The following is a 25,856-nucleotide window of genomic DNA, read 5'->3' on the forward strand; positions in this document are numbered from 1 at the left end:
GTTTTTTTAGCTTATCACTCATCAGGTAATTGGTATTACCAATTAATCTAACTGTAACACAGGTGGTAAAAGGCCATGTCAGGCAGGGACATATATTGGTAAACAGTCCCGACAAGTTTGCCGAGGCTGATTTATATTAATCCAATCGCAACTAATTATGCTGCATACGTATGCAGGCTTTTTACTCATATCAGCGCATGCCGTATGCTTTTCGCCATTGTTAATAATACGTGTTGGCGTATCCAGCTTAACCAAAAACCTGACCTCAACTTGTCTGAATTGACTACAGTTATTGAGCCACTCAAAACAGAGTGTTGCTAAATGACCTCAGAGGCAGGTTTTTATATACGACAACTCAACTGCACGGCGCAGGAGAATGTGCATGGCTCAAAAAGAATGGTGGAAAGGCGCGGTAATTTATCAGGTTTACCCTCGCAGCTTTTGTGACACCAATAATGATGGAATTGGCGATATTCAGGGGATCATTAGCAAGCTTGACTATATTAAGTCGCTTGGCGTAGATGCCATCTGGGTCTCACCCTTTTTTAAGTCACCGATGAAAGACTTTGGTTATGATATCAGCGACTATCGTGATATCGACCCTATGTTTGGTAACCTGGATGACTTTGACGAGCTGATTGATAAGGCGCATCAACGCGATATTAAGATCATTATTGATCAGGTACTGAGCCATACATCGGATGAGCACCCCTGGTTCAGTGAAAGCCGTATCAGCCAGGATAATCCTAAGGCCGACTGGTATGTGTGGGCAGATGCCAAGCCTGATGGCAGCCCGCCGAATAATTGGCTGTCTATTTTTGGTGGAGTTGCCTGGCAATGGGACTCGCGCCGTTGTCAGTACTACTTGCACAACTTCCTGACCGAGCAACCGGACTTGAACTTCCATAACCCAGACGTGCGTCAGGCTGTGCTGGACAATGTTGAGTTCTGGCTGAAAAAAGGGGTCGACGGCTTCCGCCTTGATGCGATTAACTTCTGTTTCCATGATGAGCAGTTACGAGACAACCCGGCTAAACCTAAGGAATTGCGCCAGGGTCGTGGCTTTAGCGAAGACAACCCTTATGCATTCCAGTACCATTATTACAACAATACTCAGCCGGAAAACCTCAGCTTTATGGCCGAGATCCGTGCCCTGCTCGACCGTTACCCGGGCACTGTGAGTCTGGGCGAGATTTCATCAGAAGACTCTCTTCAGACCATGGCGGAATATACTTCTGGCGGCGATAAGCTGCACATGGGCTACAGCTTTGAGTTACTGACCAAAGACTACAGTGCAAGTTATATTCGTGAAACCGTATCGCGTCTTGAAGCGGTCATGACCGAAGGCTGGCCGTGCTGGGCTTTCAGCAATCACGACGTTGAGCGCGTTGCGAGTCGCTGGTCTAAAGACGGTAAAACCGTTGATGATCGTCAGGCAAGTATGCTCACCGCCTTGCTCGGCTCTTTACGTGGCAGCGTGTGCATGTATCAGGGCGAAGAACTGGGCCTGGGCGAAGCGGATGTTGCCTTTGAAGACTTACAAGACCCCTATGGCATTACGTTCTGGCCTAATTTTAAAGGCCGTGATGGCTGCAGAACACCTATGCCATGGGATACTCAGCTGGGACATGCGGGTTTTACTGAAGGCAAGCCCTGGCTGCCGGTTTCGCCAGCGCATCAGCTTCGAGCGGTCTCTGAGCAAGCCGACACGGCGGGCTCAGTGCTAAGTCGCTATCAGGCGTTTATGGCCTGGCGTAATACGATGCCTGAACTACAGGTCGGTGATATTGAGTTTATCGAGACTCCGGAACCGGTACTGGCATTTTATCGCCGTCATCAGAATAAGACTTTGTTGTGCGCGTTCAACCTCAGCGAACAACCTGCACAATTGGCGTTAACGCTTACAGGCCATGCTCAGCACCTGGAAATCGTTCACCATAATGGTCACTATGAAGACGGCCAGCTATCCCTGCCCGGATTTGGCTGCTACTTTGCTTCATTGTAACCCCTTGAACAAAAGCCCCGACATCGGGGCTTTTTACTGCCAATTTCATGTATTTTTAGCAAATTTGCTTCAATTCGTGAATGGGCATCGCTTTATAATAATACCAGCCCTGATGAATTGTGACGCCCTGGTGGGATAAATATTCAGCCTGATGCGCGGTCTCCACCCCTTCTGCTATCAGTTTTTTATCGAGCTTATTGGCCATTTCAATCACGGCATTGAGTACGGGAGATTGCAGGTTGTCCATGCCAATGGATGCAACAAAGGTTTGGTCAATTTTAAGCAAATCAATGGGAAAACTCTGTAAATAGTGCAGTCCGCTGTAGCCCGTCCCAAAATCATCTATTGCTATCTCAACGCCCTGCTCTACCAGGGATTGCAGCACCGAGTGTATCTGTGCCTGAGATAGCACGTCGCGCTCTGTCAGCTCTATCGTCAGCTGAGGGATAAGCTCATTGGCTTGATGTAGCATCTGAAGGTAATCCGGACATGTCAGCAGGTAGCCGTTTACGTTAAAAGAGACTTTAAAATTGCGTCTGCTCTGCACAATTGTGCGTAACTCGCTCAGTGCCTTTTCAATCTGGTAGACCGATAGTTCCTGAATACTGCCATCGCGCTCAGCTTCCGGAATGAAATAGGCCGGACTCAGCTCGCCTTCAAGGGGATGTTGCCAGCGGATCAATACCTCAACGCCAACAACCTCGCGGGTGGTCGCATCGACCAGGGGTTGATAGACGTTAAACAGCTCCTGCCGGCTTATCGCACCCAGCAAGAGTGCGCGGCTGCTCAATACGCGGCGATCATAATGGTTTAACAACATAGTTAATCCCACCAAAGAGGCGCAATAGAGCAGCAGCAGCGTTAGCAGCCATACCGGCTTAATGGTAGACAGCTGTTTTGCATCGCTGGCAACCATAATGGTCAGTTGCGGTAAAGCGGCCAGCGGGCGGGCAAAAATATATTTTTGTGTGCCGTCATCAAAGCCTCCTTCAAACTCCATCTCGTCACGCATCGGAAATATCACTTCACCCAGCGGTAAGGTGTATTGCCCACGCAAAAAAATGGGCACGCCTGTTTCGCCATCAAGCAATGCGATAAACGCGAGGTTTTTATGCCGCGTAATGTCCAGAGTATCGCTCAGCCAGCTGGTTGGCAATAATGCATTCACCTCAAAGCCATCACTGCGCGTACGCGCCAGTACAAACGCAGGTACTTGTAAAAAGTCCGTAATGATCGGGCCGTGGTATCTCAGCCCGGGTTGTTTGATAGGCTCGGTCGTTTGCACTGCGGGGTCCAGCCGACCAAAAGAGTTACACAACAAGCGCCCAGACTGATCAACGATCCCAATCTCACTCAAGGCAGGATTAACAAACACCTGCTCTCGCATCAAAGAAATTGTGCGGCCATCACACGCCTGATTAAGTTGCTCTGCTTGCTTGAGAAAACGATCTATGTTTCGCAGCTGAGTGTCCAGTTCAAGCCTGATCAGCTCTGAAGCGGCTTGCACGGATTGCTTAGCGGCATCTTTTTGCTGCACATAAACAAAAATTGCCAGTAAACCAAACAGTAAGGAGCTGATCAACCAAGCAACAACGATGTTTTTAATACGATCGGTCAAGGAGTGATTACCCTGAGTCAACTTCGCACTCCAAACTCAAATACAAAGGCCAGATGGTAAAACAGCTAAATGAAGTTTTTATGACAAAAAACCCCGGCTTGCGCCAGGGTTTCTTAATTATCAGACAGATAGCCCATGAGCACCCCAGGAAAAGCTCCCTGTGGTTAGCTACTTAGCACACTGCGTGATCACAGGTTTTTGCTGGTTCCTACTTCTACACGTGTCTTTAACTTCTGACCAGGTCTGAAAGTTACAACACGACGTGCCGAGATGGGAATGTCTTCACCAGTTTTAGGGTTACGACCTGGGCGTTCTTTCTTATCGCGCAGATCGAAATTACCAAAACCGGACAGCTTTACCTGCTCTCCACTTTCCAGCGCTGAGCGGATTTCTTCAAAAAACGCTTCAACTAAGTCTTTGGCATCCTTTTTATTTATCCCCAATTTCTCAAATAGGTGTTCAGCTATGTCGGCTTTAGTAAGCGCCATATCTAGTCCCTCAACGATGCATTAAATTGTTTGGCCAATTCGGCCACCACGATTTCTACAGTGTCGTTGATGTCTTTCTCTTCGAGCGTTCTATCAACGGCTTGCAGTGTTAGAGCAATGGCTAAACTCTTATAACCAGGCTCAATACCTTTGCCCTTATACACATCGAATAAGTTTAGGTCAACTAATTGATTTCCGCCAACTTTCTCAATGCTTTCTAAAATATCGCCTATTTTTACATCATCTGCAACTAAAATAGCAATATCACGGCGATTTGACGGGAATTTCGAGATACTAACCGCTTCTGGAAGCTGTCGCTGAGCGATTGCCGCTGTTTCAACTTCAAAAACATACGCGGTTTCATTCAGATCCAATGACTTTTGTAGTTGTGGATGCACCGCACCAATAAAGCCGACTTGCTCGCCGTTAGCATAGATTGCCGCTGATTGACCAGGATGTAGCCCATCACATGCCTGTGCTTTAAAGCTGAAACGCGCTTTATCGTTACACAGAGCCAGTAATGCTTCAACATCTCCTTTAACATCAAAGAAGTCGGTTTTACGGCTTGCAATACCCCAGTGTTCGTTGTGCGTATTACCATAAACCACGCCGCCAATGACCGGCGTTTGACGAACGCCGTTTTCTGCAGTTTCATCTTTAATGAACTTCAGGCCGTGCTCGAACAAACGAATACGTGACTGCTGACGGTTTTGGTTATACGCCACCGCATTTAGCAATCCTGGCATCAGGCTCACGCGCATTGCCGACATTTCAACAGAAATTGGGTGAGGCAATATCAGTGCGTCACTTTCAGGGTGTAACAGCTGTTGTTTCTTCGGATCCACAAAGCTGTAGGTGATCGCTTCCTGATAACCACGTGCAACCAGTTCATTGCGCAGGCGAGAAACCGGTAAACGCGCTTCCTGATGGTCGGTCATCTTTAACGCCGCTGTCGGTGCAACGTTTGGAATGTTGTTGTAACCAAACACGCGTGCGACTTCTTCAATCAGATCTTCTTCAATGCTGATATCAAAGCGGTAGCTTGGTACCGTGGCTGTCCAGCTGTCGTTGGCAAAGGTCACATCCAGACCCAAACGCGTCAGAATGTCTGTCACTTTGCTGTCTTCAATATGGTAGCCGATAACGCGGTCAAGACGTGCGCGACGAAGCGTTACGGATTTTGCATCTGGCAAATCTGACTCTGACACCGCTTCTACCACAGGGCCTGCCTGTCCACCCGCAATCTCAAGTAGCAACGCCGTTGCGCGCTCCATGGCATCACGTTGTAGTTGATAATCAACACCACGCTCGTAGCGGTGTGATGCATCAGTATGCAGGCCATAGCTACGCGCCTGACCGGCGATTGCCAACGGATTAAAGAAAGCACTTTCAAGTAAGATGTCTGTAGTGCCTTCTTTAACACCTGAATTTTCACCACCGAAGATACCGGCCATCGCCAGTGCTTTGTTGTGATCGGCAATAACCAGTGTGCTCGGCTTCAGCTTGGCCGTATTGCCATCAAGCAATACCAGCTCTTCGTTTTCTGCTGCGCTGCGTACTTTAATCCCACCTTCAATGGCATTTAAATCAAAGGCATGCATTGGGTGGCCCAGCTCAAGCAGCACATAGTTGGTAATATCAACAACCGGATCGATTGAACGAATGCCCGAGCGACGCAGTTTTTCAACCATCCATAAAGGCGTAACCGCATCCAGGTTGATGCCCTTAACCACACGGCCAAGGTAACGAGGACAAGCCTGGCTGTTCACCAGCTCAATCTCAATTTTGTCATCAATGGTAGGTTCAACAGCCGGGATAGCCAGCTCATTGACATCAATACCATTTAATACGCCAACTTCGCGCGCCAGGCCTTTAATGCCCAGACAATCACTGCGGTTTGCAGTCAGGTCAACGTCGATGGTCACATCGTCAAGGTTGAAGTATTCGCGAATGCTCTGGCCAATTTGTGCATCAGCTGGTAGCTCTAAAATACCATCTGAGCTTTCTGCCATGCCCAGCTCTTCAAACGCACACAGCATGCCGTGAGAAGGCTGGCCACGTAATTTTGCTTTTTTGATCTTAAAGCCGCCTGGCAAAACTGCACCGACTTTCGCCACAGCTACTTTCAGGCCTGCACGGCAGTTTGCCGCACCACAGACGATGTCCAGCAGCTCGTCTTCGCCAACGTTTACTTTGGTTACACGTAGCTTGTCTGCATCCGGGTGCTGACCACACTCAACCACTTGACCGATAACCACGCCTTCAAAATCACCAGCAACCGGATCGACACCGTCGACTTCCAGACCGGCCATTGATAGCTGTTCAGATAGAGCCTCGGTATCAATCGCAGGATTAACCCATTCTCTTAACCACTTTTCACTAAATTTCATTGTTGTATCGCTCTTATCTGAATTGGTTTAGGAATTTTAAATCGTTTTCGAAGAAAGCACGCAAGTCGTTAACGCCATAGCGCAGCATGGTCAGACGCTCTACACCCATACCAAATGCAAAACCGGTGTACTTCTCAGGGTCAATGCCGACTGAACGCAGTACATTCGGGTGTACCATGCCGCAGCCTAATACTTCTAACCACTTACCATTTTTGCCTTTCACGTCCACCTCTGCTGAAGGCTCAGTGAACGGGAAGTAAGACGGGCGGAAGCGGATTTCCATGTCTTCTTCGAAAAAGTTACGCAAGAAATCGTGCAAAATACCTTTCAACTCAGTAAAGCTCACGTCGGTGTCTACCATCAGGCCTTCTACCTGGTGGAACATTGGCGTGTGTGTCTGGTCGTAGTCGTTACGATACACGCGACCCGGAGAAATAATACGCAGTGGCGGTTGCTCAGCTTCCATAGTACGGATCTGTACACCACTGGTCTGGGTTCTCAGAACCAGCTTAGGGTTAAAGTAGAAGGTGTCATGATCGGCACGCGCAGGATGGTGCTCTGGAATATTCAGCGCATCAAAGTTATGGAAGTCGTCTTCTACTTCCGGACCTGATTTAACCGCAAAACCCAGCTCACCAAAAAACGTTTCAATACGCTCAATAGTACGTGTTACCGGGTGTAAGCCACCTTGTGGCATAGTGCGGCCAGGTAAGGTCACGTCGATGGTTTCAGCAGCCAGCTTTTGAGCCAGTGCGGCCTGCTCAAGCGCTTCACGCTTGTCATTGATCGCGGTCTGAACCTGATTTTTTGCCTGGTTAATCACCTGGCCCGCTTCTTTACGTTCTTCTGGTGCCAGTTTACCCAGGGTTTTTAGTAGTCCAGTGATCTCACCTTTTTTACCAAGGTAGTTAACTCTGACTTCCTCAAGTTGCGCAACTTCGCTCGCGTTTGCAACGGCGTCCAGCGCTTGCGCTAAAATATTCTCTAAGTTCATTCTATACCTGATCTTGTTGAGGTAATTTGCCTTTCATTGAATCGATTATAATAACTGAAACAGCGGGGCAGATTCTAGCCCAAATTGGGGGCTTTTCTTGGACAATTTACGGGTTGTTAGTTGATTTTGGGCCGGTTTGAGGTTTCTGGTGGAATTTGTGACGTAGGCGCTCAAAAATTCCACAGCTGATGGTTACAAATTCAATGTGGTTTTAATAAACGGGATGGTCAGTTTTCGCTGCGCCGCCATGGATGCATGATCCAGTTTGTCGAGCACGTCTAATAATGCGCGCATATCCCGGCTCAGTCGGGTCAGTAAAAACCGAGCGCATTCGTCACTTAGCTCCAGGCCTCGCATTTTAGCTCTTTTAACCAGCGCTTCGGCCTTATCGTCGTCACTCATTGAGCGGATCTGAAAGGTGGTGCCCCAGGTAAAACGAGACTCCAGATCTGGCAGGCTGAGATTGAGCATATTTGGTAGCAGATCGGCCGTTACAACCAGGCATTTTCCGGGTTCATTAAAACGGTTAAAAAAGTTAAACAGGGCTTTTTCCCAGGATTCATTGCCCGCGACTAAGTGCACGTCATCAATGCAAACCACATCCAGTGCTTCGAGCCCGTCGAGCACAGCCGGGCCAAAGTTAATCACTTCCCTGAGCGACAGTAATATGGTCGACAGACCCTGCTCCTGAGCATGAATACAGGTTGCATAAAGCAAGTGAGATTTACCCGAGTCGCCCAAACCACACAGATAGGTAAACTGAAAGTCCTGATGGATCGCCTCCAGCGCATTTTTCAGGTGGGTGACTTCCAGTGACCCTTCGCCGCCAAAATAGGCACTAAATGTTTCATCATCAGGTAGTGTGACAGGCAACGCCATTTGCATTGGCTGCATCATATTATTGCCCTACCCAGCTGTATCTGAGGTTGTTAGCACTGGCCACCTGATAAAACGCACGCGGGTCAACAAACACGCTGAATGCACGCTCTAACTTCAGCGACTTTTGCAAATCAACCACAGACGAGCCGTGCTCTACTTCAAACTTGACCAGATCGCCCTGGCGATAAATCACATCGACATCCTGCACCGTACTAATGCTGAGCAATTGTCGCCTGGCCAACTCTATTTTGCTGAACGAAGTCAGTTTATCAACAGTTAAAACGGTGCTGTTGGTGGCATATGAGCGGTTGGGATCAATCACATATTCAGCAGCCAGCGCAGTTGACATATCATTGATCATGGCAATAAGCAGTTGTTGTTTGTCGCCGACCTGCTGGGTCGACTCAAACTGATCGGTATCGGTATAACGCCAGTCCAGCTGCCAGCTGCTGCTGTTGGGTTGTTTAAACAGTCGTCCGGTGATCACGCGCTCGGCGTTATAGCGCATGGATGCGGCCTCTACAGGCTCAGAAAAATTACCCCATACCTCGGCAATGCCCACCTGAGCGCGGTCGGTCAGGTCCATCAGTGGCACAACCACAGGGATCCCCCACTCGGCTGCCGTGTCATAAATGAGTCGCTCCAGCTGAGGGTAGCTTTCCTGCGTTACAAACTCTCGTCGCAAGTTGTCTTCAATCACTAGCCAGATGGCAATCATAGGGCGACGGTTGCCCCACAAAGGTAAGTTGCTGTCCCTGACCAGCTGCTCTACTTTATCGGCTTCAAACCGTACGCGGATTTTGATGTCACCGTCGGCAGATTCAATATACTCGTATTTGAGCATATAATCGGAAATGCGTTTTTTACTTTGGCGGATCAGAGGGTGGTTTAAATGCTCCGTGCGGCCCGTCAATTTTTGGATTACACGGTCCAGGGCCTGCTGGCTGGCAACAACGCGTTTTGCGCGCGTTTTGTTGTCTACTTCCAGGGTAGCTTCGTATAGATCTGTTACCTCAACCGCGCTTGCGGCCATACACCAGCCAAACAAACCCAGTAAAAATAATCTCAGTGCCATAACAACCAAAAAGTTAAGGAGAAAACCCGATCCTAATGCAATCGTCGCTGCAAAGCAAAAGCCAGTGCCGATTGATTTGCACTTACCAGTCTAAGGTTGTGGTTTTTGTGGTCAAAGCACTGGCTCATCATAAAAGTAAGCCTGGTTTTTTCCCAGCTCTTTGGATGAGTAAAGCGCACTATCGGCACATTTGAGCAGCGCTTCAGCCGTGAATACCCCGTTGTTATTCGCAACCCCTATGCTGCAGCCACATTGTACCGTCTGCCCCTCTTCCAGCGAGATGGGGGCACACAAGCAAGCAATAAGGCGGGTGCAGATCTGCATTAATACCGGTTTGTCTATGGGATCAGACAAAACCACAACAAACTCATCCCCACCGAGACGACAAAGTACGTCGTAGCTGCGCAGTTCACTTTGAATTCTGCGCGCCACTTCCTGCAACACAATATCGCCATTGTGATGGCCGTAGTTGTCGTTAATCGGCTTAAAATCGTCTAAATCAAGATACAAAATATGCACAGATACCGGGCCGCGCTTTGAGCGCTCGGCCAGGTTATTCAGCTCTCGGAATAAGAATTTACGGTTAGTCAGGCCCGTTAGCGTATCATGCAAGGCTTCATGCTCCAGCCGCTGTTGAAGCGCTTCGCGGGTCCGAATTTCTTTTTGTAGTTCAGACAGGCTGGACTCAAGCTCCTGGGTCCGCTCGGCCACTTTGCTTTCTAACTCACTTTGGTAGTTTTGCAACACTTTGTTTGCTTCTACCAGGGCTTGCTGGTTATTAAAGGCATCCAGCGCAGAAGAGATCACATGGCTGATAGTGTAAAGCACATCCACAATCACACCTGAGTATTCATCTTCACGCCGATAAGACTGAATGATAAACGCCCCCATAAAATTACTGCGATTGACCAGTGGGAAGCACAGCCATTGCTTTGGAACAGTGCCTATAATATTTAACCGCCCCTGAGCAACCAACTGATGCAGCTGCTCGCAGTTGTAGTTACACACACTTTGTGACTGTAACGCATAAGCCGTCAGTGAATGGGCGATTTCGTCCAGTGACAAAGCTTCCAAGTCTTCGGGGTTTATATCATCCTTAACGTCATGGAAGTAAGGGAAAGTCAGACTGCCGTCCTCACGAAACAACACAACGTAGAAGTTGTCCGCATACGTCACCTTTTGCAAAATACAGTGTATATCCAGCAAAAAGCGCTGGATTGAGTCACTGGTATTCAGGCAGGCAACGATGTCCGTCATGCTGTCAATCACTTCTCCACTGTCGAGGGCTTCCATCTTCTCTAGTACAACCTCATTCATCCTGTTCTCGCTTGTTCCACTTTAACTATGGCACTTGTTTAGTTTAGTCGAGGTTTTAGCAGATTGCGCCAGAAAAACGCGCGCTAAACCCAGTAACTTGACGAACTCATTCATACGTCAGCTAACCCGACAGAGAATGAATTTATTCATAAGCAATAGCTTGACATAAAACCGCAACCCTTTATGTTTACACTATTTAAACAACAAAATAACAAACAAAAGACATGCGTAGAGTCACTTTTGTACTGTTTCATGCCCTGGCCATCGTGCTTGTGTTGTGCAGCTTATTTACCGGTTTGCGGTTTTCTTTACTAACACAAGACTGGCTGATGTTCATCAGCCCCCTGTTACCGCAGGGTGATCTGTACCCCTGGCATCTTGCCAGTGGCAGTATCCTAAGCGTGCTGGCAACAGCCTATCTATTGCTTTCCCTGTGTCGGCCTTATCACAGTAATCCGAGCCTCTATCATCTTTGGATAAATCGTCTGGGGTATGTGGTCATTGTATGCCTGCTATGTTCCGGCTGGTTTCTCTGGGCTGGCCAGTTTGTGAGTGTTATGCAGCCGATACATTTTTTTAGTCTCTGGCTACTGCTACTTTATTTAGTGGTTCACGGCTGGATTTACTTCATTCAACACGGTAAGCATATCCTGAGTGCAGTACTGCCCAAACGACTCGAGAAACAAGGACTATCCTTGCTGGCTGGCGTCTGTATTACGGGCTTTTTGTTATACACAGTCACGCGACATTCAACAGAGCCGCTTCAGGTTGCACATCTGGCTCCTGACGAATTTATAGAGATAGATGGCAAAGGGAATGAACCGCACTGGATGAGGGCCCCGGTTTATACCATAGAAACCCATGGTGGTGCGAACTTTGACGATGGCCGCAGCACAATTCACGTGCAGGCGCTGGCCAACCAGTACGAGAGCTATTTTCTGATCCGCTGGACAGACCCAAGTCAAAGCACGCATCACCTGCCTTTGCTTAAAACTCAAAACGGCTGGACAGTGCAACAAGACGGTTTCTATCGGTTTGATGAACGCACTTTTTACGAAGACAAACTGGCGGTGATGTTGTCGCCTTCCTGTATCAGCGGCGCCGACAGCACCACCTACCTGGGCAAGCGTCCTTTGCAGGGCAAACCGCCCAACTGGCACGGTAAAGGATTTCATGCAAGCATGGACGGTGAGATCAGGGACTTGTGGCACTGGAAAGCAGTACGCACCAATGACATGTACCTGGCCGATGACAACTTTTTCGGACCGCCCGCAAAGGTGCAGCAGGGCCAGCGCCGCTATAGTGCAGGGTATCAGCCAGACGGCAAAGAAAGCGGCGCATATGTGATGAACTGGCAATGGTATACGCCAAATACCGTGATCCCAAAACGACTGCCGGACCCCGAAAATGCAGAGCTGAGTGTTATGCCCTGGTTTGGCAGCGCCCCCTACCTCAGTAAAAACGATAATTATCCCCCAGGCAGTACCCTTTCCTCAATCCTTTATCGCTCTAACCGATTCGAGGGGGATCGTGCCGATGTCAGAGCGCACGGCATTTGGGACAAAGGCATGTGGACACTGGAGCTGGTGCGTAAACACGATACCGGATCTGTCCATGACGTGCCGCTTAAAAACGGTACCTGCATGTGGTTTTCTGCTTTTGATCATGCCCAGGTTGCCCACACCCGCCATATACGCCCTGCTGTTTTGAGGTACTCACTATGATCACACGATTATTGATGACATTCGCCGCCCTGTTACTTATTACGCCCTTGCTGTGGTTCCAACCACTGAGCCCAATTGCCCAGCCACACCCCAGGTTTGTGAAACTGGATAAAGCCGGTACTCCTTTATCCCCCTGGCAGGGCCCCTGGTCTTGCGTACTTGACACCCAGAAACAGTTAGTCTGGGAAGCCAAAACCGACAACGAAAACATCCACGATGGCTACTGGACCTATTCCTGGTATCTCGCAGCCGATGAGCAACGCCCGCCAAGAGGCGACGCAAACCACGGAGATTGCTATTTTGAATCTTCCCGGTGTGATACTCAGGACCTGATCAATAAAACTAGGAAAACGGCCCTGTGTGGCCTCACACACTGGCGTCTGCCAACCAGTGACGAGTTAAGCAGCTTGCTGCAAAGCCCCGCTCGCCCGGGACATGCGCATATTGCCCAGGATTTTTTTCCGCATATGAAGCACGGAGACTACTGGAGCGCAGATCACTCACAACCACTTTCGGGCCATTACCAACGCTTTAAACAAGGTGCAACGGCGGTCAATTTTCATACCGGCGAACGCTACCCGCTGCCCTATCGCAACGCGGCCTTTGTGCTGCTGGTCGCCGACTTGCCACCAGAGTTTCAATCATCTCGCCTTAAAGGCGTGATCCATTAACCAACAACAGGAAACTTCTCTATGAGAGTGCTTTTTGCAGGCCTCACAACGGTTACTTTATTTACCACTGCAGCCCACAGCGCCAGTGATTATCATCGCCTGATCTGGGATACCAACCCAAGCAATCAGGCAACGCTGGGGTATACGCCAACCGGTGGTAACAATCATTACGTTAAATATGGTACCACCACCGATGAGCAAAGCTGGATGACTCAGCAACCTACAGCCAAATATGTTTTTGATGGCAGCTTAGAAAGTGAGTTTGTAACTCTGACAGGGCTCAGTGCCGACACAGCAATTTATTACCGAGTATGTGACAGCACTGGATGTGGCCAGCGTATGTGGTTTAAAACCGCGCCGGCAACCAGTACCGGGTTTGTTGCCATTGCCGGTGGAGATACCCGCACAGGCTGGACAACGCGCCGCGAAGGCAATGCGCTGGTTGCCAAGATCCGCCCGCTGTTTATTATGCACGGTGGTGACTACACCAACGCCAATTCGGCTCAGGAAATGCGTGAATACCTGAAAGACTGGCAGCTGACATTGTCAGATGATGTCATTGACGGGCAGAACTACAAACGCATTTATCCGTTTGTTGCCACATTTGGTAACCATGAAGGCGACAATTTTAAAACGCTTTGTCAGGTGTTTGGCGTCGACTATGACCAAGACGGTGCCTGTACCAACAAAGACAGTTACGGCGCGTTTAACATTGCCAACCTGCTGCGCGTTTATACCCTAAACAGCCAGTATAAAGACAGTGGCTGGTCCAGCTATGCCACCGCCATGAACAACTGGCTTAAACAAGACTTGCAAAACAATGGTGCCGGTACCAACTGGCGTATTGCTCAGTATCACAAACCTATGTACCCGCATTACTCAGGGAAGTCGGACAACACCATATTGCATACCTGGTGGGCAGACTTGTTCTATCAGCATGGGATGAACCTGGTCGTTGAATCGGACACCCATATTAATAAACTGACCGAAGCGTTGCAGCCCTCAGGCTCCGGATTTACCAAAACTACCACAGGCGGCACTGTGTATGTAGGTGAAGGGAGCTGGGGTGCCCCCGCCCGCTCGGCTAATGACCCTAAAAGCTGGACCATTGATTTGGCCAGTATTCAGCAATTTAAAGTGCTGAGTGTGACCCCGGACAACATGAAAGTGCAAACCGCCCAGTTTACCGCCGGTGCAGACACGCTGACGCGAGAGCAGCGTGCTGCCGACCCGCTTGCCCTGCCCGCCAATATCAGTTGGTGGTATGCCAGTGAACTGGGTGAAACCATGACCCTCAAGCGTGCCGCCAATTCGCTGTCAATTATCGACAGAGACAGTGGTCCGGTTGACCCGGGCAATGAGCTACAAAATGGTCAACCTGTTGGCACCTTTGCAGGCGCTGCGGATAGCGAAAAGGTATTTACTATGGTAGTGCCACAAGGCGCCAGCAACCTGCGCTTTACCATGAGCGGTGGCAGTGGCGATGCCGACCTGTATGTGCGCTTTGCACAAAAACCAACCACCAAAACTTATGATTGTCGGCCCTATAAAGAGGGCAACAATGAAAGCTGTACCATAACTAACGTACAGGCAGGAACCTACTATATTGTTATCCGGGGTTACAGCGCGTTTTCTGGCGTGTCATTGGTTGGCCAGTATGACATGGGTACACCGCCGGGCGATGACAACAAGCAAACCTGGACAGATCTCACTGCAACGGAAGGTAACTGGATCCACAAGACCTTTGAGGTACCAGCCAGTGCCACTAAGCTCACCGTGAGCACCGCTGGCGGCACTGGAGATGCCGATCTGTATGTGCGTTTTGGTGCTCAGCCGACCTCTTCTCGATACGATTGTCGCCCCTATGAAGATGGTAATACAGAAACCTGCACACAAACGCAGCCTCAAACGGGCACCTGGCACATCTCAGTTAAAGCCTATAAAGACTTCAGCGGCGTGACATTGACCGCAGAGTATTGATAGTCTGACGCAACAAGGCGCGCAATAACACTGCGCTCCTTGATTTTTCTTGGTTTGCCCTTATCTTTGACAGCTGACATTACAGGGGCAATTTTATGAAATATCTGCATACTATGGTTCGGGTTGAAAACCTGGACGCATCATTAGACTTTTACTGTAACCTGCTAGGACTGGTGGAGGTAAAACGCAAAGACAGCGAAGCCGGGCGCTTTACACTGGTTTTTCTGGCAGCACCTGACCAACTGGAAGAGGCTAAATCTAGCTTTTCCCCTACCCTTGAGCTGACTTATAACTGGGACACAGAGCAATATACGGGCGGGCGTAATTTTGGTCATCTGGCGTTTGCCGTAGAAGATATTTACGCGCTGTGTGGCAAGCTCCAGGCTGCGGGCGTTACCATTAACCGCCCACCAAGATGCGGGCACATGGCCTTTGTCAAATCGCCCGACGGTATTTCGATTGAACTGTTACAGCAAGGAGAGCCGCTACCACCGCAGGAGCCCTGGCTGAGCATGGAAAATACCGGAAGCTGGTAACTTAAATCGTTGAAAGGCAGCGATGAAGCGGCGCCCAGACATATCTTGCATTCATCAGCACATCACGTGTTCTGGCACTAAGCTCCGGGTTTTGCAGCTTTAAAGTCTGTCTTTCATTAAATTTACCTAGCCTGATGGCATCACGCGTGATCGGATGCGCTGCAAACAAACGGTCAAACGAGCCATCATCAATGGCTTTTTGTAAGCCATAAGTCAGCCGCGCTTTTAATCGCGTATTGTGTTTATTGACAAAAAAATACATGGCCGTGGGATAACAAAACGCAAACCTGGGCTCCACGACGACCCCCTTAAGGTTTGGCAACTCTGCCCAGGGTTCATGTAGCGCACGAGGAAATAACTCAAACCGTTTTTCTTCCAGCATTCTGGGCAACAACGACGCAACGCTGGTGACCACAATAAAACCATTTTTCTCGTAGATTTTTGTATCCGGCCAGTCAATGCCACTGCCGATAAAAAGGTCCATGAGCTGAGCCGGTGAGTGAAGCTGGTTCAGCTTAGGCAAAGTGTCTTTATGGGCCAAAAATATCCGCGCGCCCATCATCCCTTTGAGAAGCGGTACGTAAACGGCGGCCAACTGGTTTTCTCGTTGCTGAGACGTCATAGTCCAGTGTACATCCAACAACTTACCTTGTTCCAGGATCTCGAGTGTGCGGCCCTGAGGTGTGTGATCAAATGAGTTTTCGCTTAACTGATAGGGGCCATATTTATCGCGGCTTTTGTTCAGAGCGAGGCGCAGTACTGCGATATAATAATCCTGTTTGGGGTCAGCGTATGCTTTGGACACATTGTAGCGCACCAGATCGGCACCCAAACTGGGTGAGCTCGTGAAGATTGATGCAACCAATATCGCCCCAAAGAACCATAAAATACGTTGCCACATGCCACCACTCCTTTTTGCCGACCTTCACTTAAATATAGGCAACTTCTTTTTAAATGCACGCAGTCCAGTTTGATTAGGGCAATACAGGCTCCACCTGATAACTGGTCATTAATTGTGCCAGCTTTATACGCAAAGCGCTGTCATTGAGTAGTTCTGATAAGCGCTCAAACTGCGGCTGAAGTTGTCTGGGCGACAAAATGGCCCGGTAATAAGACTCGTGGGGTTGTTTTGACAGGTAAAAGTGGTTTTGCCAGCGGTTTTTCTTAATAAAGTAATTCAGTGTGGAGCGGCTGACAATGGCAAAGTCGACTCGCTCGCGCAGCGCCAGCTCCAGTAAGCCTTCCTCGCTGTTTGCATCAACCCGCTCAAGCGAGCCGCTGTTGACCGGCTCAACGGTACGAAAATAATGATAACCCAAAATGCCACCAAATTTTTTGTTGCGCATTGATGACGCGCCAATGTACTCAAACGGCGTGCCTGCGCATGACACAAACTCGTCGGTGTCATACATCAATGGTTCACTCCATAAGTAGCGTGTCTTTTCGGGGTCTTTAAACCAGACAGGATGCACACCCAGTACTACGCCGTCTAATGTTTGCTCAGTCAGGTCTCTTTCAATCCGCCGCCGGGGCAGATAGACAAGTTTATAACGGGTATGAGACTGCGCCCCATTGAGCAAAGTGACCAGATCAAAATACAAACCGCGCTGCTCAGTCTGGTTAGTGATATAAGGCGGCTTATTATGGTAGACGTATATGTTCAGTCGCTCTACTGCATGCACCAGGTTCACCGCACTGAGCAGCAGCCATATCAAGCTGACAATCAACAAGTTTATTTTCACAAATTACTGCCATAAAAGGCTGGAGAAGACCCTTTAAATCTAGAGCGTGTCTCTCCAACCTTCAAGCTAGTTTGTTTAATTCTCTGTCTGCTTAATTACACCAGCCATCGTTATAAGTGACCTGAACTGTTGCACCAACAGGCGCACCACTGACCTTGAGATAGCCCCAGTACTGGCTTTGACCGCTGAGATTAATGCACTCGCCATTGCCAGAACGCGCCGAGCGCGCTTCAACATTCTCGCCGTCAGGCCAGCCCTGATTACTGTATTCCAGCGTCAAATCGCCATTGCCATGTGCGGTTTCAATGCGAATACTTTGTTGCGCGCTGACATTCTCCAGGCTAAACCACATGGGTTCACGATTGCCCATGCACACCGGCACGCCATCTGACAGGCGGCCATCAGAAACACTGCCCTGAGTGGCGCAGGTATCAGGTATAGCGGCACTGGGCGCTGTGAAACTGGCCAAGAGTTCTACATCGCTGTAGGCGTTATAGCCGCGCAGCATAATGTAATAATCGCCAGCCTGTGGCGCCGCAATATCACAGCGCTCGCTATTGCCCCCTACGTAAGGCCGACAGTCATAGGTGTCTTGTGTTGGTAACTCTCCGAAACGCAGGTAAAGATCCGCATCACCGCTGCCACCACTGATGGCCACAGTCAAATCGGTGGCACCCTCTGGGAGTCTGACTTTAAAGTAGCTCAGCTCCTTGTGCGCCCCAGATACTTGTATGGCACGGCCATTTTGTAGCTCCACCGTGCCCTGGCCTGACTCAATCACAGCCTGCGTACTAACCTGATGGGCCAGTCCTTGCTCGTCTGTGACGCTCAGCGTGACCGTATAGCTGCCTTCATCCTGATAGGTGTGAGTCGGGTTAGCCTGGGTGCTTTGTGCGCCATCGCCAAACTGCCACAGATAAGCCAAAGTGCTGTCCTCGGGATCTGAACTGCCCTGACTGCTAAAGCTCAGCGCCGTGCCTGCCGTGCCCTGGTACGGGCCATTGATAACGGCTGTCGGAGCCTGGTTTTGGTCGCCGGCCAGCTGTTGCGTCCACTGCGTGAATTCAGTGCCATACTGGGCTGCCCAGTTGTCGATACGCGTTTTATACCCAGACCAGTTACCGACACGAGTTTCGCTCAGCATGGCATTGACTTCGTCTTTATGGGTTTCAATCATAAAACGCACCGCCAGATAACCCCAGCGGTAAATACGGTCCTGATCAAAGCCGTCATAGGTGGTCGCAAAAACCTCGCCCAGTTGATAGGTGCTGCCATCTTTAATGGTATCAATGGCATCCTGATTGTCGTTCAGGTTGGCAACGTATTCGGCAACGCCTTCGCTCCACCACACGATGGTTTCTGTGGGCGCGTTAAAGTCGCCATAAAGGTCAAAACGCCCATCCAGATAATGGACATATTCGTGTTCCAGGTTCCAGACATAGTGATCGGGCTTTGCATAGCTGGCCTCATAGGCAATAAAGTTTGCCTGATTACCCACCACGCTGGGGTCACCTTCCAGATACATACCGCCATTGTCGGTACTGATCCCAAAAATCGGACCCGCATACTTCTTGTAATCTGCGCTGCTGTTAAAGATATTCACCTGTAACATGGTGTTGTTGTCATCTGCGACGGGCGTCTGGTTGGTTTCGAGCATAGTATGAAAGCGGGTTTCTTCGGCTGCCATGGTGTCGCACGCAGACAGGTGCTGCGCCTGGGTCATTTCCTGCGAGCGGATCCGAATGGTGCTGCTGCATTGATAGGTCTGCGACAGTGCTTTATCCCTGAGCTCCTCCTTAAATCCACAGATCCCGAAGTCTTCACAGTTGGCATAGTAAGTCGCGACATCCGCCGCACCCAGCCAGACACCGTCGCCATAGCCATAGCTCTGATAGGTGGCGAACAGAGATTTTAATGCCTCATCAACGGCACTCTGAATGGGTGTCCCCTGATAGTTTTTTAGCCTGGCCAGCTCGCGTGCCGCATTGATGATCAAAAACTCAGCGTCCGACCCCAGCATCCAGTTTTGTTTGGTAAAGTTTGCAAGCAAGGTAACCAGCTCAGCATCGCTGCCAACCAGAGCAACAAAATCACTATTCCACTGACCACGGAATAAAATGGTAAAGATCCCATTCACCGCTCCGCGCATGTGCCAGCTGTCGGCATAGCTTTCACTCCAGCGCGACAACCAGGCTTTCACCACAGGCAGATAAACATGCTGAAGCTCGGACGAGTCCATGGTGGTGATCACCTCTCCCAGTACTTCACCATGGGCATCGTTGTTGTCATAGAAATGGCTGTTAGCCACAAAGGCGTCCAGCGCGCCTTTAACCGCAGTTTGCACACTGCTGTCAAAGCTGACCGAGTCATTATAAAACTCAACATAAAAGCCAGCCCGAATAAACAAGAAGAGTGCTTCGAGATCCGCACTGCCGGTGCCTGTGTAAGCAACAGACAGCGTTTTTGCCTGAGTCGCTACCGCCAGCATTTTTGCGGTGGTGAAGGTCGCAACCTGGGTGTCGGAAGGTGCACTGAACAAATCGTTGACGCAACCTGCACCCTGCCCGGAGATTTGCGCCACAATCGTGGAGGCACTGGCATTGGCAAAAGCCGCCAGGTCGCAGCTGCTTGCCACATCAACCGGCTCTGACGCAAGGCGCATCATCACTGGCAAATGCGCATGCATAACGGACTCGCGCGCAGCGGTCGGCGCATTGTCCTGAGCAGCATGATTATGCCCTTCGTCTCCATGTGCCAGTTGCAGATCCTGGGCACTGAGTGGTTTAAACTGTCTTTCAACTTGTTGCTGCGCGGCTTCCACACTGGTACAGAGCAGAGGAAGTGCAGCGAGTATTGCTGTTATTTTCATAATGTAACCTTATTAAAATGTGTATCCAAACCCCAAAAGAGGAAATATATAATTAACATCACAGATATAGTGTATACAATATAATTTATATAATATTATTGAATATGCTACCTTACTTTTCCTTTTAAGCATAAAATATCCAATTATGTCAGAGCGTTAAAAGTTCAATGACAGTTGAACCAGGGCTTAGACAGTTCACTTTATTGCTGCCCATAGACAGCGAATGAACCAAAAAAGGGAATGACAGAATGAAAAGCACCACTTTAATTCGCTTTCGTTAACATATCTTGCAACAAAGTGGCATTTTAAGAAGGACTAAAAAGCGACGACTAGTCAGGTATTGTCTGAAAGCAGCGAGGTAATAGACACAATGCCATGGCTTTCAATGGTTACAATTAACGTCTGATGCTCCAGCCTGATTGGATACTGGCCATCTGGCAACTTTCTGGCAGTCAGATTATTCAGCCCGGTGATCAGTCCATCGACTTCACTGGTATAGTGCTGCGCCGCGCCCGGACGTCCTCGCATATACTCCATTCCCTGTTGCAGGCACTTTTCAACAACCGCATCAGCCACTTTTCGGCCCGCTTTGTGTTTCAGTGACTTAAACAGTAACCCTTTGATTAAAGAAAACATAATACTTCCTATATGCAACAACGGTAATGCAGGAAGTGTAGCAAAGGTGGGTCCAGAGGAGTATGACAAATCGTTTCAAAGTATGTCGGTGTGGGCCTGGGTAAGTGAGCAGCGGACGGCCGTTATAGCTCTTTTTGGGCAGAAATGACTTAGGACACGTGCGTCCTTTTGAGTAACTTGTTATTTGCCTTTTTGAATAGAGCCCCAATACACTTTGTGCCTGTCAGCCAAAGGAATGATTCTATATTTTTGGATACCAAGAAGGCACCCGACCCTTGAATGCCCCTCAACTAAATGAGGCATGCCAGATTTACCACCAAGAACCTTTGCATCTAGCAATATTGGTGGAGTTAACCAAGTACCATGCTTTTTCCAATGATTGAGTACTTCCTCTCGGCAATCAATCACAGCCTCTCCAACATCGTGGAAATGCGATGCATCTTCTGATACCTCCTTAAGGAAATCAGGAAATGAAGCGTTGCTACCTATTTGCAAAAATCTCGTTGTATCAAGTTCAACTAGCTCCCACTTTAGATCAGAAAGTGATAAATCACCGTAGAGAGCTAAAAAGCGACTGTTAGCATTATGATCAATATAAAACTGTTCAATCACAGAATCAGGTGCACTAACTCCATGCTGCTTGAGCAACTCGATACTCTTATCTGTGCTATCTGGATCAAGTGCAATTTTCGACAAGTCTCTATACTTCAATTTATTGCCTCAAAACTCTGGTGGCACATAACGCCCCACTTAGGGACACAAATACGTAGGCTATAGTGAAGGGAACCTGCGTGTTTGTGTCCCAACGAGCGCTAGCGAGTGACTACAGTGCTTTGTAAGATGCCAATGTGCCCTCTCTTTGTTTGGCATATGAAAGTAACGATATGCCAATGAAGTAGTAGATACCTGCTTGAATCAGCGCTAGCCAGCCATACTGACTGTAGTAGCCAGTAAAAATACCAACAATTGGAAGTAGCATATACATTACAGCTGCAACTCTGAAACCAAAAGGACTGATTAGTCCATTGCTAGCATTCAAATTGAAAATGAGTTGAAAACACTTAATAAACAGCCATGCATTTAAGATTGCACAAACAGTTGTAATTAATACGCCGAATAGATATTTCTCTTCATGTACAGCCATAGGCATTACGATTACGCCCAGCAAGCACAACAAATTTATAAAAAAGAGGACTATTCCTGAAGGGATTCTAACCCATGGGCTTAGCATCGACTCCTCCATAATTGCTCTTGGCAGCTGACAGCTTCTTCTGTTCTACTTTGGTAGTTCATAGCACACCACAGCGACTCATATTACATACCTTCATAATTCCACTAATAATTACTAATGTAAACAGGCATATAGCATGGCAGAAAATTCCAGCTTGTCACTTTACCCCCCACAAATAGCACATTCCAAATAGCCCAGCAAATAGCAAATAGCAGACACCCACTCCAAAACTTGTCTGTCATACAACCCTCGCCTATGCTTTTCATCAGCTCCAAGGATAAGGACGAAGCAAATGCCAACGGCACGGAAAAGCCAGGTCAGCTTAGTTGACACAAAATACTATCATTGCATCTCTCGCTGTGTAAGACGTGCCTTTTTATGCGGTGAGGATCCATTAACAGGCCAATCTTATGAGCATCGCCGAGAATGGGTTGAAGAAAAACTACTTCTGCTGGCAGGCATTTTCTGCATTGATATTTGCGCTTACGCTGTAATGAGCAATCATACTCACATCGTTTTGTATGTGGACGATAAAAAAGCCAACCGATTGCATGACAAATCTATCGTCATACGCTGGCATAAACTGTTTAAGGGAAACTGGCTGACGCACAAATTCGTGGAAGGTAACGAACTCACTCCATCCGAACGCATTATGCTCGACGATATTATCGACAAATATCGCGAAAGACTGGCCAGTATCAGCTGGTTTATGCGCGTACTGAATGAAGACATTGCTCGTCGTGCGAATAAAGAAGATGGTTGCACAGGTCGGTTTTGGGAAGGCAGGTTTAAGTCTCAGGCATTACTGGATGAAGCGGCACTGGCAGCGTGCATGGCCTACGTTGACCTCAACCCTGTCCGGGCTAAAATGGCCGCCACACCCGAAGACTCCGAGTTCACCAGTATCAAAAAACGCATTGAACACGCACAGCATGGCAAACAACCAAAGAGCCTTCTGCGCTTTGCCGGAAACCCCAGACAAAACATGCCCAAAGGTTTACCCTTTGAGCTTAAATACTACATTGAACTGGTTGAGCTAACAGGCCGATGTATTCGTGCAGACAAGCGAGGCCACATCTGCGATGCCCAGCCTATCCTCGCCAGATTGCAAATAGAGCCTGAAAACTGGCTAAAACTCACCACACGATTCACCAAAGTATTCCACGGTGCAGTCGGCAGGCGCCATGCGTTGACTGAATTTTGTGAACACCTGCAAAAAAAGCGACGCCCTAACCTCGCTAATTGTGAGCGCTTTCTGGGTTAGAATTGCCATTATCTTAACTTCAAATGATGACTGTCGCACTTTGGCAGTGCTTAAACGTGTCCAAAATATCAAATAACCACTATTTCAGCTGAAATTTTTCACCCATGAAGCCTGACTTCTGAAAATTTTCGCTTTTTTATTTTCAGAAGCACTTGTATTCATCGTTTATGGACCCATAACAAGAACATATAAGGCTGGGTGTCTGTGTTTTTGATGAATTTGTTTTATCTCAGTTTTCTTTAATAATCGTTTGAGGCTAATGATTGCGAAAAACATAGATATTGCAATATAGCCGAGTACATCAAATTCCATTAAAAGAAAGTCCGTGCAAACTCCGTTAAAACAACCGTAACGAGGAACATTTGCAATAGATACAAAAGCAAAGAATACAGACAATAAAACAAAAACAATTGTTAATTTCACACTCAACCTCCTATTGCACCTAACGCTTGCCGTAAACGGCACAAATTAGCAGACTAAAATTGGCGACGAAGGTGCACAAGTCTGCTGTTTTGTGTCCTTAGTTATACGGCCTTGTTAACTGCTTTATTCTTCGAGCCATTCTTTATGCTGTTCAATGAAATCTTCCCAAAAATCATCTTCTCCAGAAATATTTTGTAGTCGTGTTTGTATTGAAGAAAGCTTATTAAAATCAGAGATTGTACTTTCATCAGGTGTGATTTGCGGACAGTTTTGCTCACTTAATCCATGCAGATAAGAAAGTAACTCTAAGAAAGAAGTTAAAGAAGTTGCAACTAGCTCAGGTTCCCAATATTCATTTCCATGCATTGCCGTATAAACTGGCAACGATAATTCACTTATATCTACGAAGAATGGATCTCCGACTTCAGTATCAGTCCCTATAACAACCCAACTATCCTGCCAATCCCCTTCGTTCATACCCGTTAAGTCGTTACCATCAGGGTCAATACTGTAGCCTAATTGGAGTTTATTAATCGAAGATTCGTCAACAATATTAAAACCACTTGCACCAAAAAAGACTTCTTTGATATTTAGCAATTTTAACTTATTTATTACTTCATGCACTACACTCTCCTTTGGCAGTTAATGCCATCAATTTTTTAAGTGACACCCACCGTTAAATTCACAGACCTATTGTGGGCAGGTTCAATAAAGAAATGCAAGACTATCAAATGCTGCGCTTTCTATAAGCTCTGATTAGTGAAAGTCGTAAGTTTGTAAGTTTGTAAGTTTAAGCACGATATCCTGAAGAATAACCAGATTCGGACAATACGAATGCGAATCCAAGCCTCAACTTAGATAAATCGAAATGGTACTCACGGGAAGGTGTTAACCCAGTAAACGCTCGCACTGAGTCAAGTTGGCGCGTCGCCTTTTATGAAGATTCTCACAGTAATCTGTCACCGCTTGCTTTCGCCCTACCGCACCATGAAAGACTTTCGTAAACTGCGTAGTAAGCTTGAGCCAACTATCTGGCTCTATTTGCAATCGTATCAGCAATGGCTGGCTATCGCCGATATAACCCCGCTTATCTGCACGCATACATCGGCCTGTTAATTCAACTAGCTGTATGTAATAGGTCAGCTCAAACGGCAACCCTTTAGGCATGTGCTTTCTTGGGTTACCTGCAAAGCGCAGTAAGCTCTTAGGTTGCTTTCCTTGCCGTGCATAATCAATACGTTTTTTAATGCTGGTGTAGTCTGACGTTTCCGGTGTCTCAGCTAACTTGGCTCTGACTGGATTCAGGTCAACATACGCCAGGCACGCTGCCAGCGCTGCTTCATCCAGTAAGGCCTGTGACTTAAATCGTCCTTCCCAAAACCGGCCTGTACAACCATCTTCTTTATTGGCCTTGCGGGCAATGTCTTCATTCAACACCCGCATGAACCAGCTGATGCTCACAAGCCGGAGCCTGAATTTAGCAATATCAGCTGCCAGCATACTATACTCGAATGCGCTCAGCTCATCACCACCAATGAACTTGTGCGTCAACCAGTTGCCCTTAAACAACTTATGCCAGCGAAGCACTATCGCTTTATCTGATAACCTTTGCGCTTTCTTATCATCGACATACAACACGATATGCGTGTGATTGCTCATCACCGCATAGCCACACACCTCAATACAAAACACCTTCGCAAGGGTCAGCAATTTTTCCTCAACCCAGTCTCGCCGATGTTCATAAGACTTGCCCGTGACGCGGTCTTTGCCGCACAGAAATGCCCGGCGAACACACCGGGATATGCAGTGGTAGTACTTAGTGTCTGATAAGCTGACCTGCTTCTTCCTTGCAGTTGGCATAATTTGTCACCCTCAATCCATTGAGCATTACCTAAAGGTAGACGACGTACATTCCGCACGCCAGTTTCGGGTGGCTGTCCATTCAACCCACACTTCAATTTAGAACATAGCGTACATTCCGCATGCCAGTTTCGGGTGGGTGATTGAGATGGAC

Annotated in this window: 22 protein-coding genes; 6 read left to right on the forward strand and 16 right to left on the reverse strand. The window is 48.2% G+C overall.

Annotated features, from left to right (window positions below):
- Positions 1–382 precede the first annotated feature (382 nt).
- Positions 383–2,005 carry an alpha-glucosidase family protein gene (locus C3B51_RS07245; RefSeq protein ID WP_130244621.1) on the forward strand — a complete coding sequence of 541 codons (1,623 nt, stop codon included), beginning with the start codon at positions 383–385 and terminating at the stop codon, positions 2,003–2,005.
- 55 nt (positions 2,006–2,060) lie between these two features.
- On the opposite strand, the gene C3B51_RS07250 is transcribed toward C3B51_RS07245, so the two are convergent.
- From C3B51_RS07250 to C3B51_RS07280, 7 genes are all read right to left on the reverse strand, one after another.
- A complete protein-coding gene (locus C3B51_RS07250) occupies positions 2,061–3,623 on the reverse strand; it encodes an EAL domain-containing protein (protein ID WP_240701864.1) in 1,563 nt (520 codons plus the stop codon).
- A gap of 188 nt (positions 3,624–3,811) precedes the next feature.
- Entirely contained in the window at positions 3,812–4,111 is a 300-nt protein-coding gene (gene ihfA / locus C3B51_RS07255) for an integration host factor subunit alpha (RefSeq protein WP_010384797.1), read from the reverse strand.
- A gap of 2 nt (positions 4,112–4,113) precedes the next feature.
- On the reverse strand, positions 4,114–6,501 hold the full coding sequence (pheT, locus tag C3B51_RS07260; protein ID WP_130244623.1) for a phenylalanine--tRNA ligase subunit beta: 2,388 nt from the start codon (positions 6,499–6,501) through the stop codon (positions 4,114–4,116).
- Between the two features lie 13 nt (positions 6,502–6,514).
- Positions 6,515–7,495: a phenylalanine--tRNA ligase subunit alpha gene (gene pheS, locus C3B51_RS07265; protein WP_125717431.1), complete on the reverse strand. Its 981-nt coding sequence runs from the start codon at positions 7,493–7,495 to the stop codon at positions 6,515–6,517.
- Between the two features lie 192 nt (positions 7,496–7,687).
- Positions 7,688–8,392, reverse strand: a complete 705-nt coding sequence (gene hda, locus C3B51_RS07270; protein WP_046004551.1) for a DnaA inactivator Hda — start codon at positions 8,390–8,392, stop codon at positions 7,688–7,690.
- 1 nt (position 8,393) lies between these two features.
- On the reverse strand, positions 8,394–9,449 hold the full coding sequence (locus C3B51_RS07275) for a DUF2066 domain-containing protein (RefSeq protein WP_206074101.1): 1,056 nt from the start codon (positions 9,447–9,449) through the stop codon (positions 8,394–8,396).
- A 111-nt stretch (positions 9,450–9,560) separates the two neighbouring features.
- Positions 9,561–10,766, reverse strand: a complete 1,206-nt coding sequence (locus tag C3B51_RS07280) for a sensor domain-containing diguanylate cyclase (RefSeq protein ID WP_130244624.1) — start codon at positions 10,764–10,766, stop codon at positions 9,561–9,563.
- Positions 10,767–10,990: 224 nt separating this feature from the next.
- On the opposite strand from C3B51_RS07280, the gene C3B51_RS07285 reads away from it, so the two are divergent.
- From C3B51_RS07285 to gloA, 4 genes are all read left to right on the forward strand, one after another.
- Entirely contained in the window at positions 10,991–12,490 is a 1,500-nt protein-coding gene (locus C3B51_RS07285; RefSeq protein WP_130244625.1) for an ethylbenzene dehydrogenase-related protein, read from the forward strand.
- On the forward strand, positions 12,487–13,161 hold the full coding sequence (locus C3B51_RS07290) for a DUF1566 domain-containing protein (RefSeq protein ID WP_130244626.1): 675 nt from the start codon (positions 12,487–12,489) through the stop codon (positions 13,159–13,161). The genes C3B51_RS07285 and C3B51_RS07290 overlap by 4 nt, the downstream gene beginning before the upstream one ends.
- A gap of 21 nt (positions 13,162–13,182) precedes the next feature.
- On the forward strand, positions 13,183–15,141 hold the full coding sequence (locus C3B51_RS07295) for a pre-peptidase C-terminal domain-containing protein (protein ID WP_130244627.1): 1,959 nt from the start codon (positions 13,183–13,185) through the stop codon (positions 15,139–15,141).
- Positions 15,142–15,236: 95 nt separating this feature from the next.
- Positions 15,237–15,677, forward strand: a complete 441-nt coding sequence (gloA, locus tag C3B51_RS07300; protein WP_130244628.1) for a lactoylglutathione lyase — start codon at positions 15,237–15,239, stop codon at positions 15,675–15,677.
- A gap of 1 nt (position 15,678) precedes the next feature.
- On the opposite strand, the gene C3B51_RS07305 is transcribed toward gloA, so the two are convergent.
- The 6 genes from C3B51_RS07305 to C3B51_RS07330 form a co-directional block, all read right to left on the reverse strand.
- Positions 15,679–16,578 carry a hypothetical protein gene (locus C3B51_RS07305; RefSeq protein WP_240701865.1) on the reverse strand — a complete coding sequence of 300 codons (900 nt, stop codon included), beginning with the start codon at positions 16,576–16,578 and terminating at the stop codon, positions 15,679–15,681.
- 73 nt (positions 16,579–16,651) lie between these two features.
- Positions 16,652–17,419, reverse strand: coding sequence for an ABC transporter substrate-binding protein (locus C3B51_RS07310; RefSeq protein ID WP_130244629.1), 768 nt, complete (start codon positions 17,417–17,419; stop codon positions 16,652–16,654).
- 91 nt (positions 17,420–17,510) lie between these two features.
- The gene (locus C3B51_RS07315; RefSeq protein ID WP_130244630.1) at positions 17,511–20,288 is read right to left on the reverse strand and encodes a collagenase; all 2,778 of its coding nucleotides are present in this window, start codon (positions 20,286–20,288) and stop codon (positions 17,511–17,513) included.
- Positions 20,289–20,621: 333 nt separating this feature from the next.
- Entirely contained in the window at positions 20,622–20,924 is a 303-nt protein-coding gene (locus C3B51_RS07320) for a hypothetical protein (RefSeq protein WP_125717421.1), read from the reverse strand.
- A gap of 180 nt (positions 20,925–21,104) precedes the next feature.
- The gene (locus C3B51_RS07325) at positions 21,105–21,620 is read right to left on the reverse strand and encodes a hypothetical protein (RefSeq protein WP_130244631.1); all 516 of its coding nucleotides are present in this window, start codon (positions 21,618–21,620) and stop codon (positions 21,105–21,107) included.
- A gap of 127 nt (positions 21,621–21,747) precedes the next feature.
- Positions 21,748–22,167, reverse strand: a complete 420-nt coding sequence (locus C3B51_RS07330; RefSeq protein WP_130244632.1) for a hypothetical protein — start codon at positions 22,165–22,167, stop codon at positions 21,748–21,750.
- A gap of 280 nt (positions 22,168–22,447) precedes the next feature.
- On the opposite strand from C3B51_RS07330, the gene C3B51_RS07335 reads away from it, so the two are divergent.
- The gene (locus C3B51_RS07335) at positions 22,448–23,419 is read left to right on the forward strand and encodes a transposase (RefSeq protein WP_130244633.1); all 972 of its coding nucleotides are present in this window, start codon (positions 22,448–22,450) and stop codon (positions 23,417–23,419) included.
- A gap of 165 nt (positions 23,420–23,584) precedes the next feature.
- Here C3B51_RS07335 and C3B51_RS07340 read toward each other — a convergent pair whose 3' ends face one another.
- The 3 genes from C3B51_RS07340 to C3B51_RS07350 all read right to left on the reverse strand — a co-directional run bounded on the left by C3B51_RS07340 (position 23,585) and on the right by C3B51_RS07350 (position 25,702).
- On the reverse strand, positions 23,585–23,842 hold the full coding sequence (locus C3B51_RS07340) for a hypothetical protein (protein WP_130244634.1): 258 nt from the start codon (positions 23,840–23,842) through the stop codon (positions 23,585–23,587).
- A gap of 123 nt (positions 23,843–23,965) precedes the next feature.
- Positions 23,966–24,466 (reverse strand): hypothetical protein, encoded by a 501-nt coding sequence (locus C3B51_RS07345; RefSeq protein WP_130244635.1) that lies wholly within the window; start codon positions 24,464–24,466, stop codon positions 23,966–23,968.
- Positions 24,467–24,730: 264 nt separating this feature from the next.
- The gene (locus C3B51_RS07350; RefSeq protein ID WP_130244636.1) at positions 24,731–25,702 is read right to left on the reverse strand and encodes a transposase; all 972 of its coding nucleotides are present in this window, start codon (positions 25,700–25,702) and stop codon (positions 24,731–24,733) included.
- Between the last annotated feature and the right edge of the window lie 154 nt (positions 25,703–25,856).

This window comes from Pseudoalteromonas rubra (assembly GCF_004212645.1).
GTDB lineage: Bacteria > Pseudomonadota > Gammaproteobacteria > Enterobacterales > Alteromonadaceae > Pseudoalteromonas > Pseudoalteromonas rubra_G.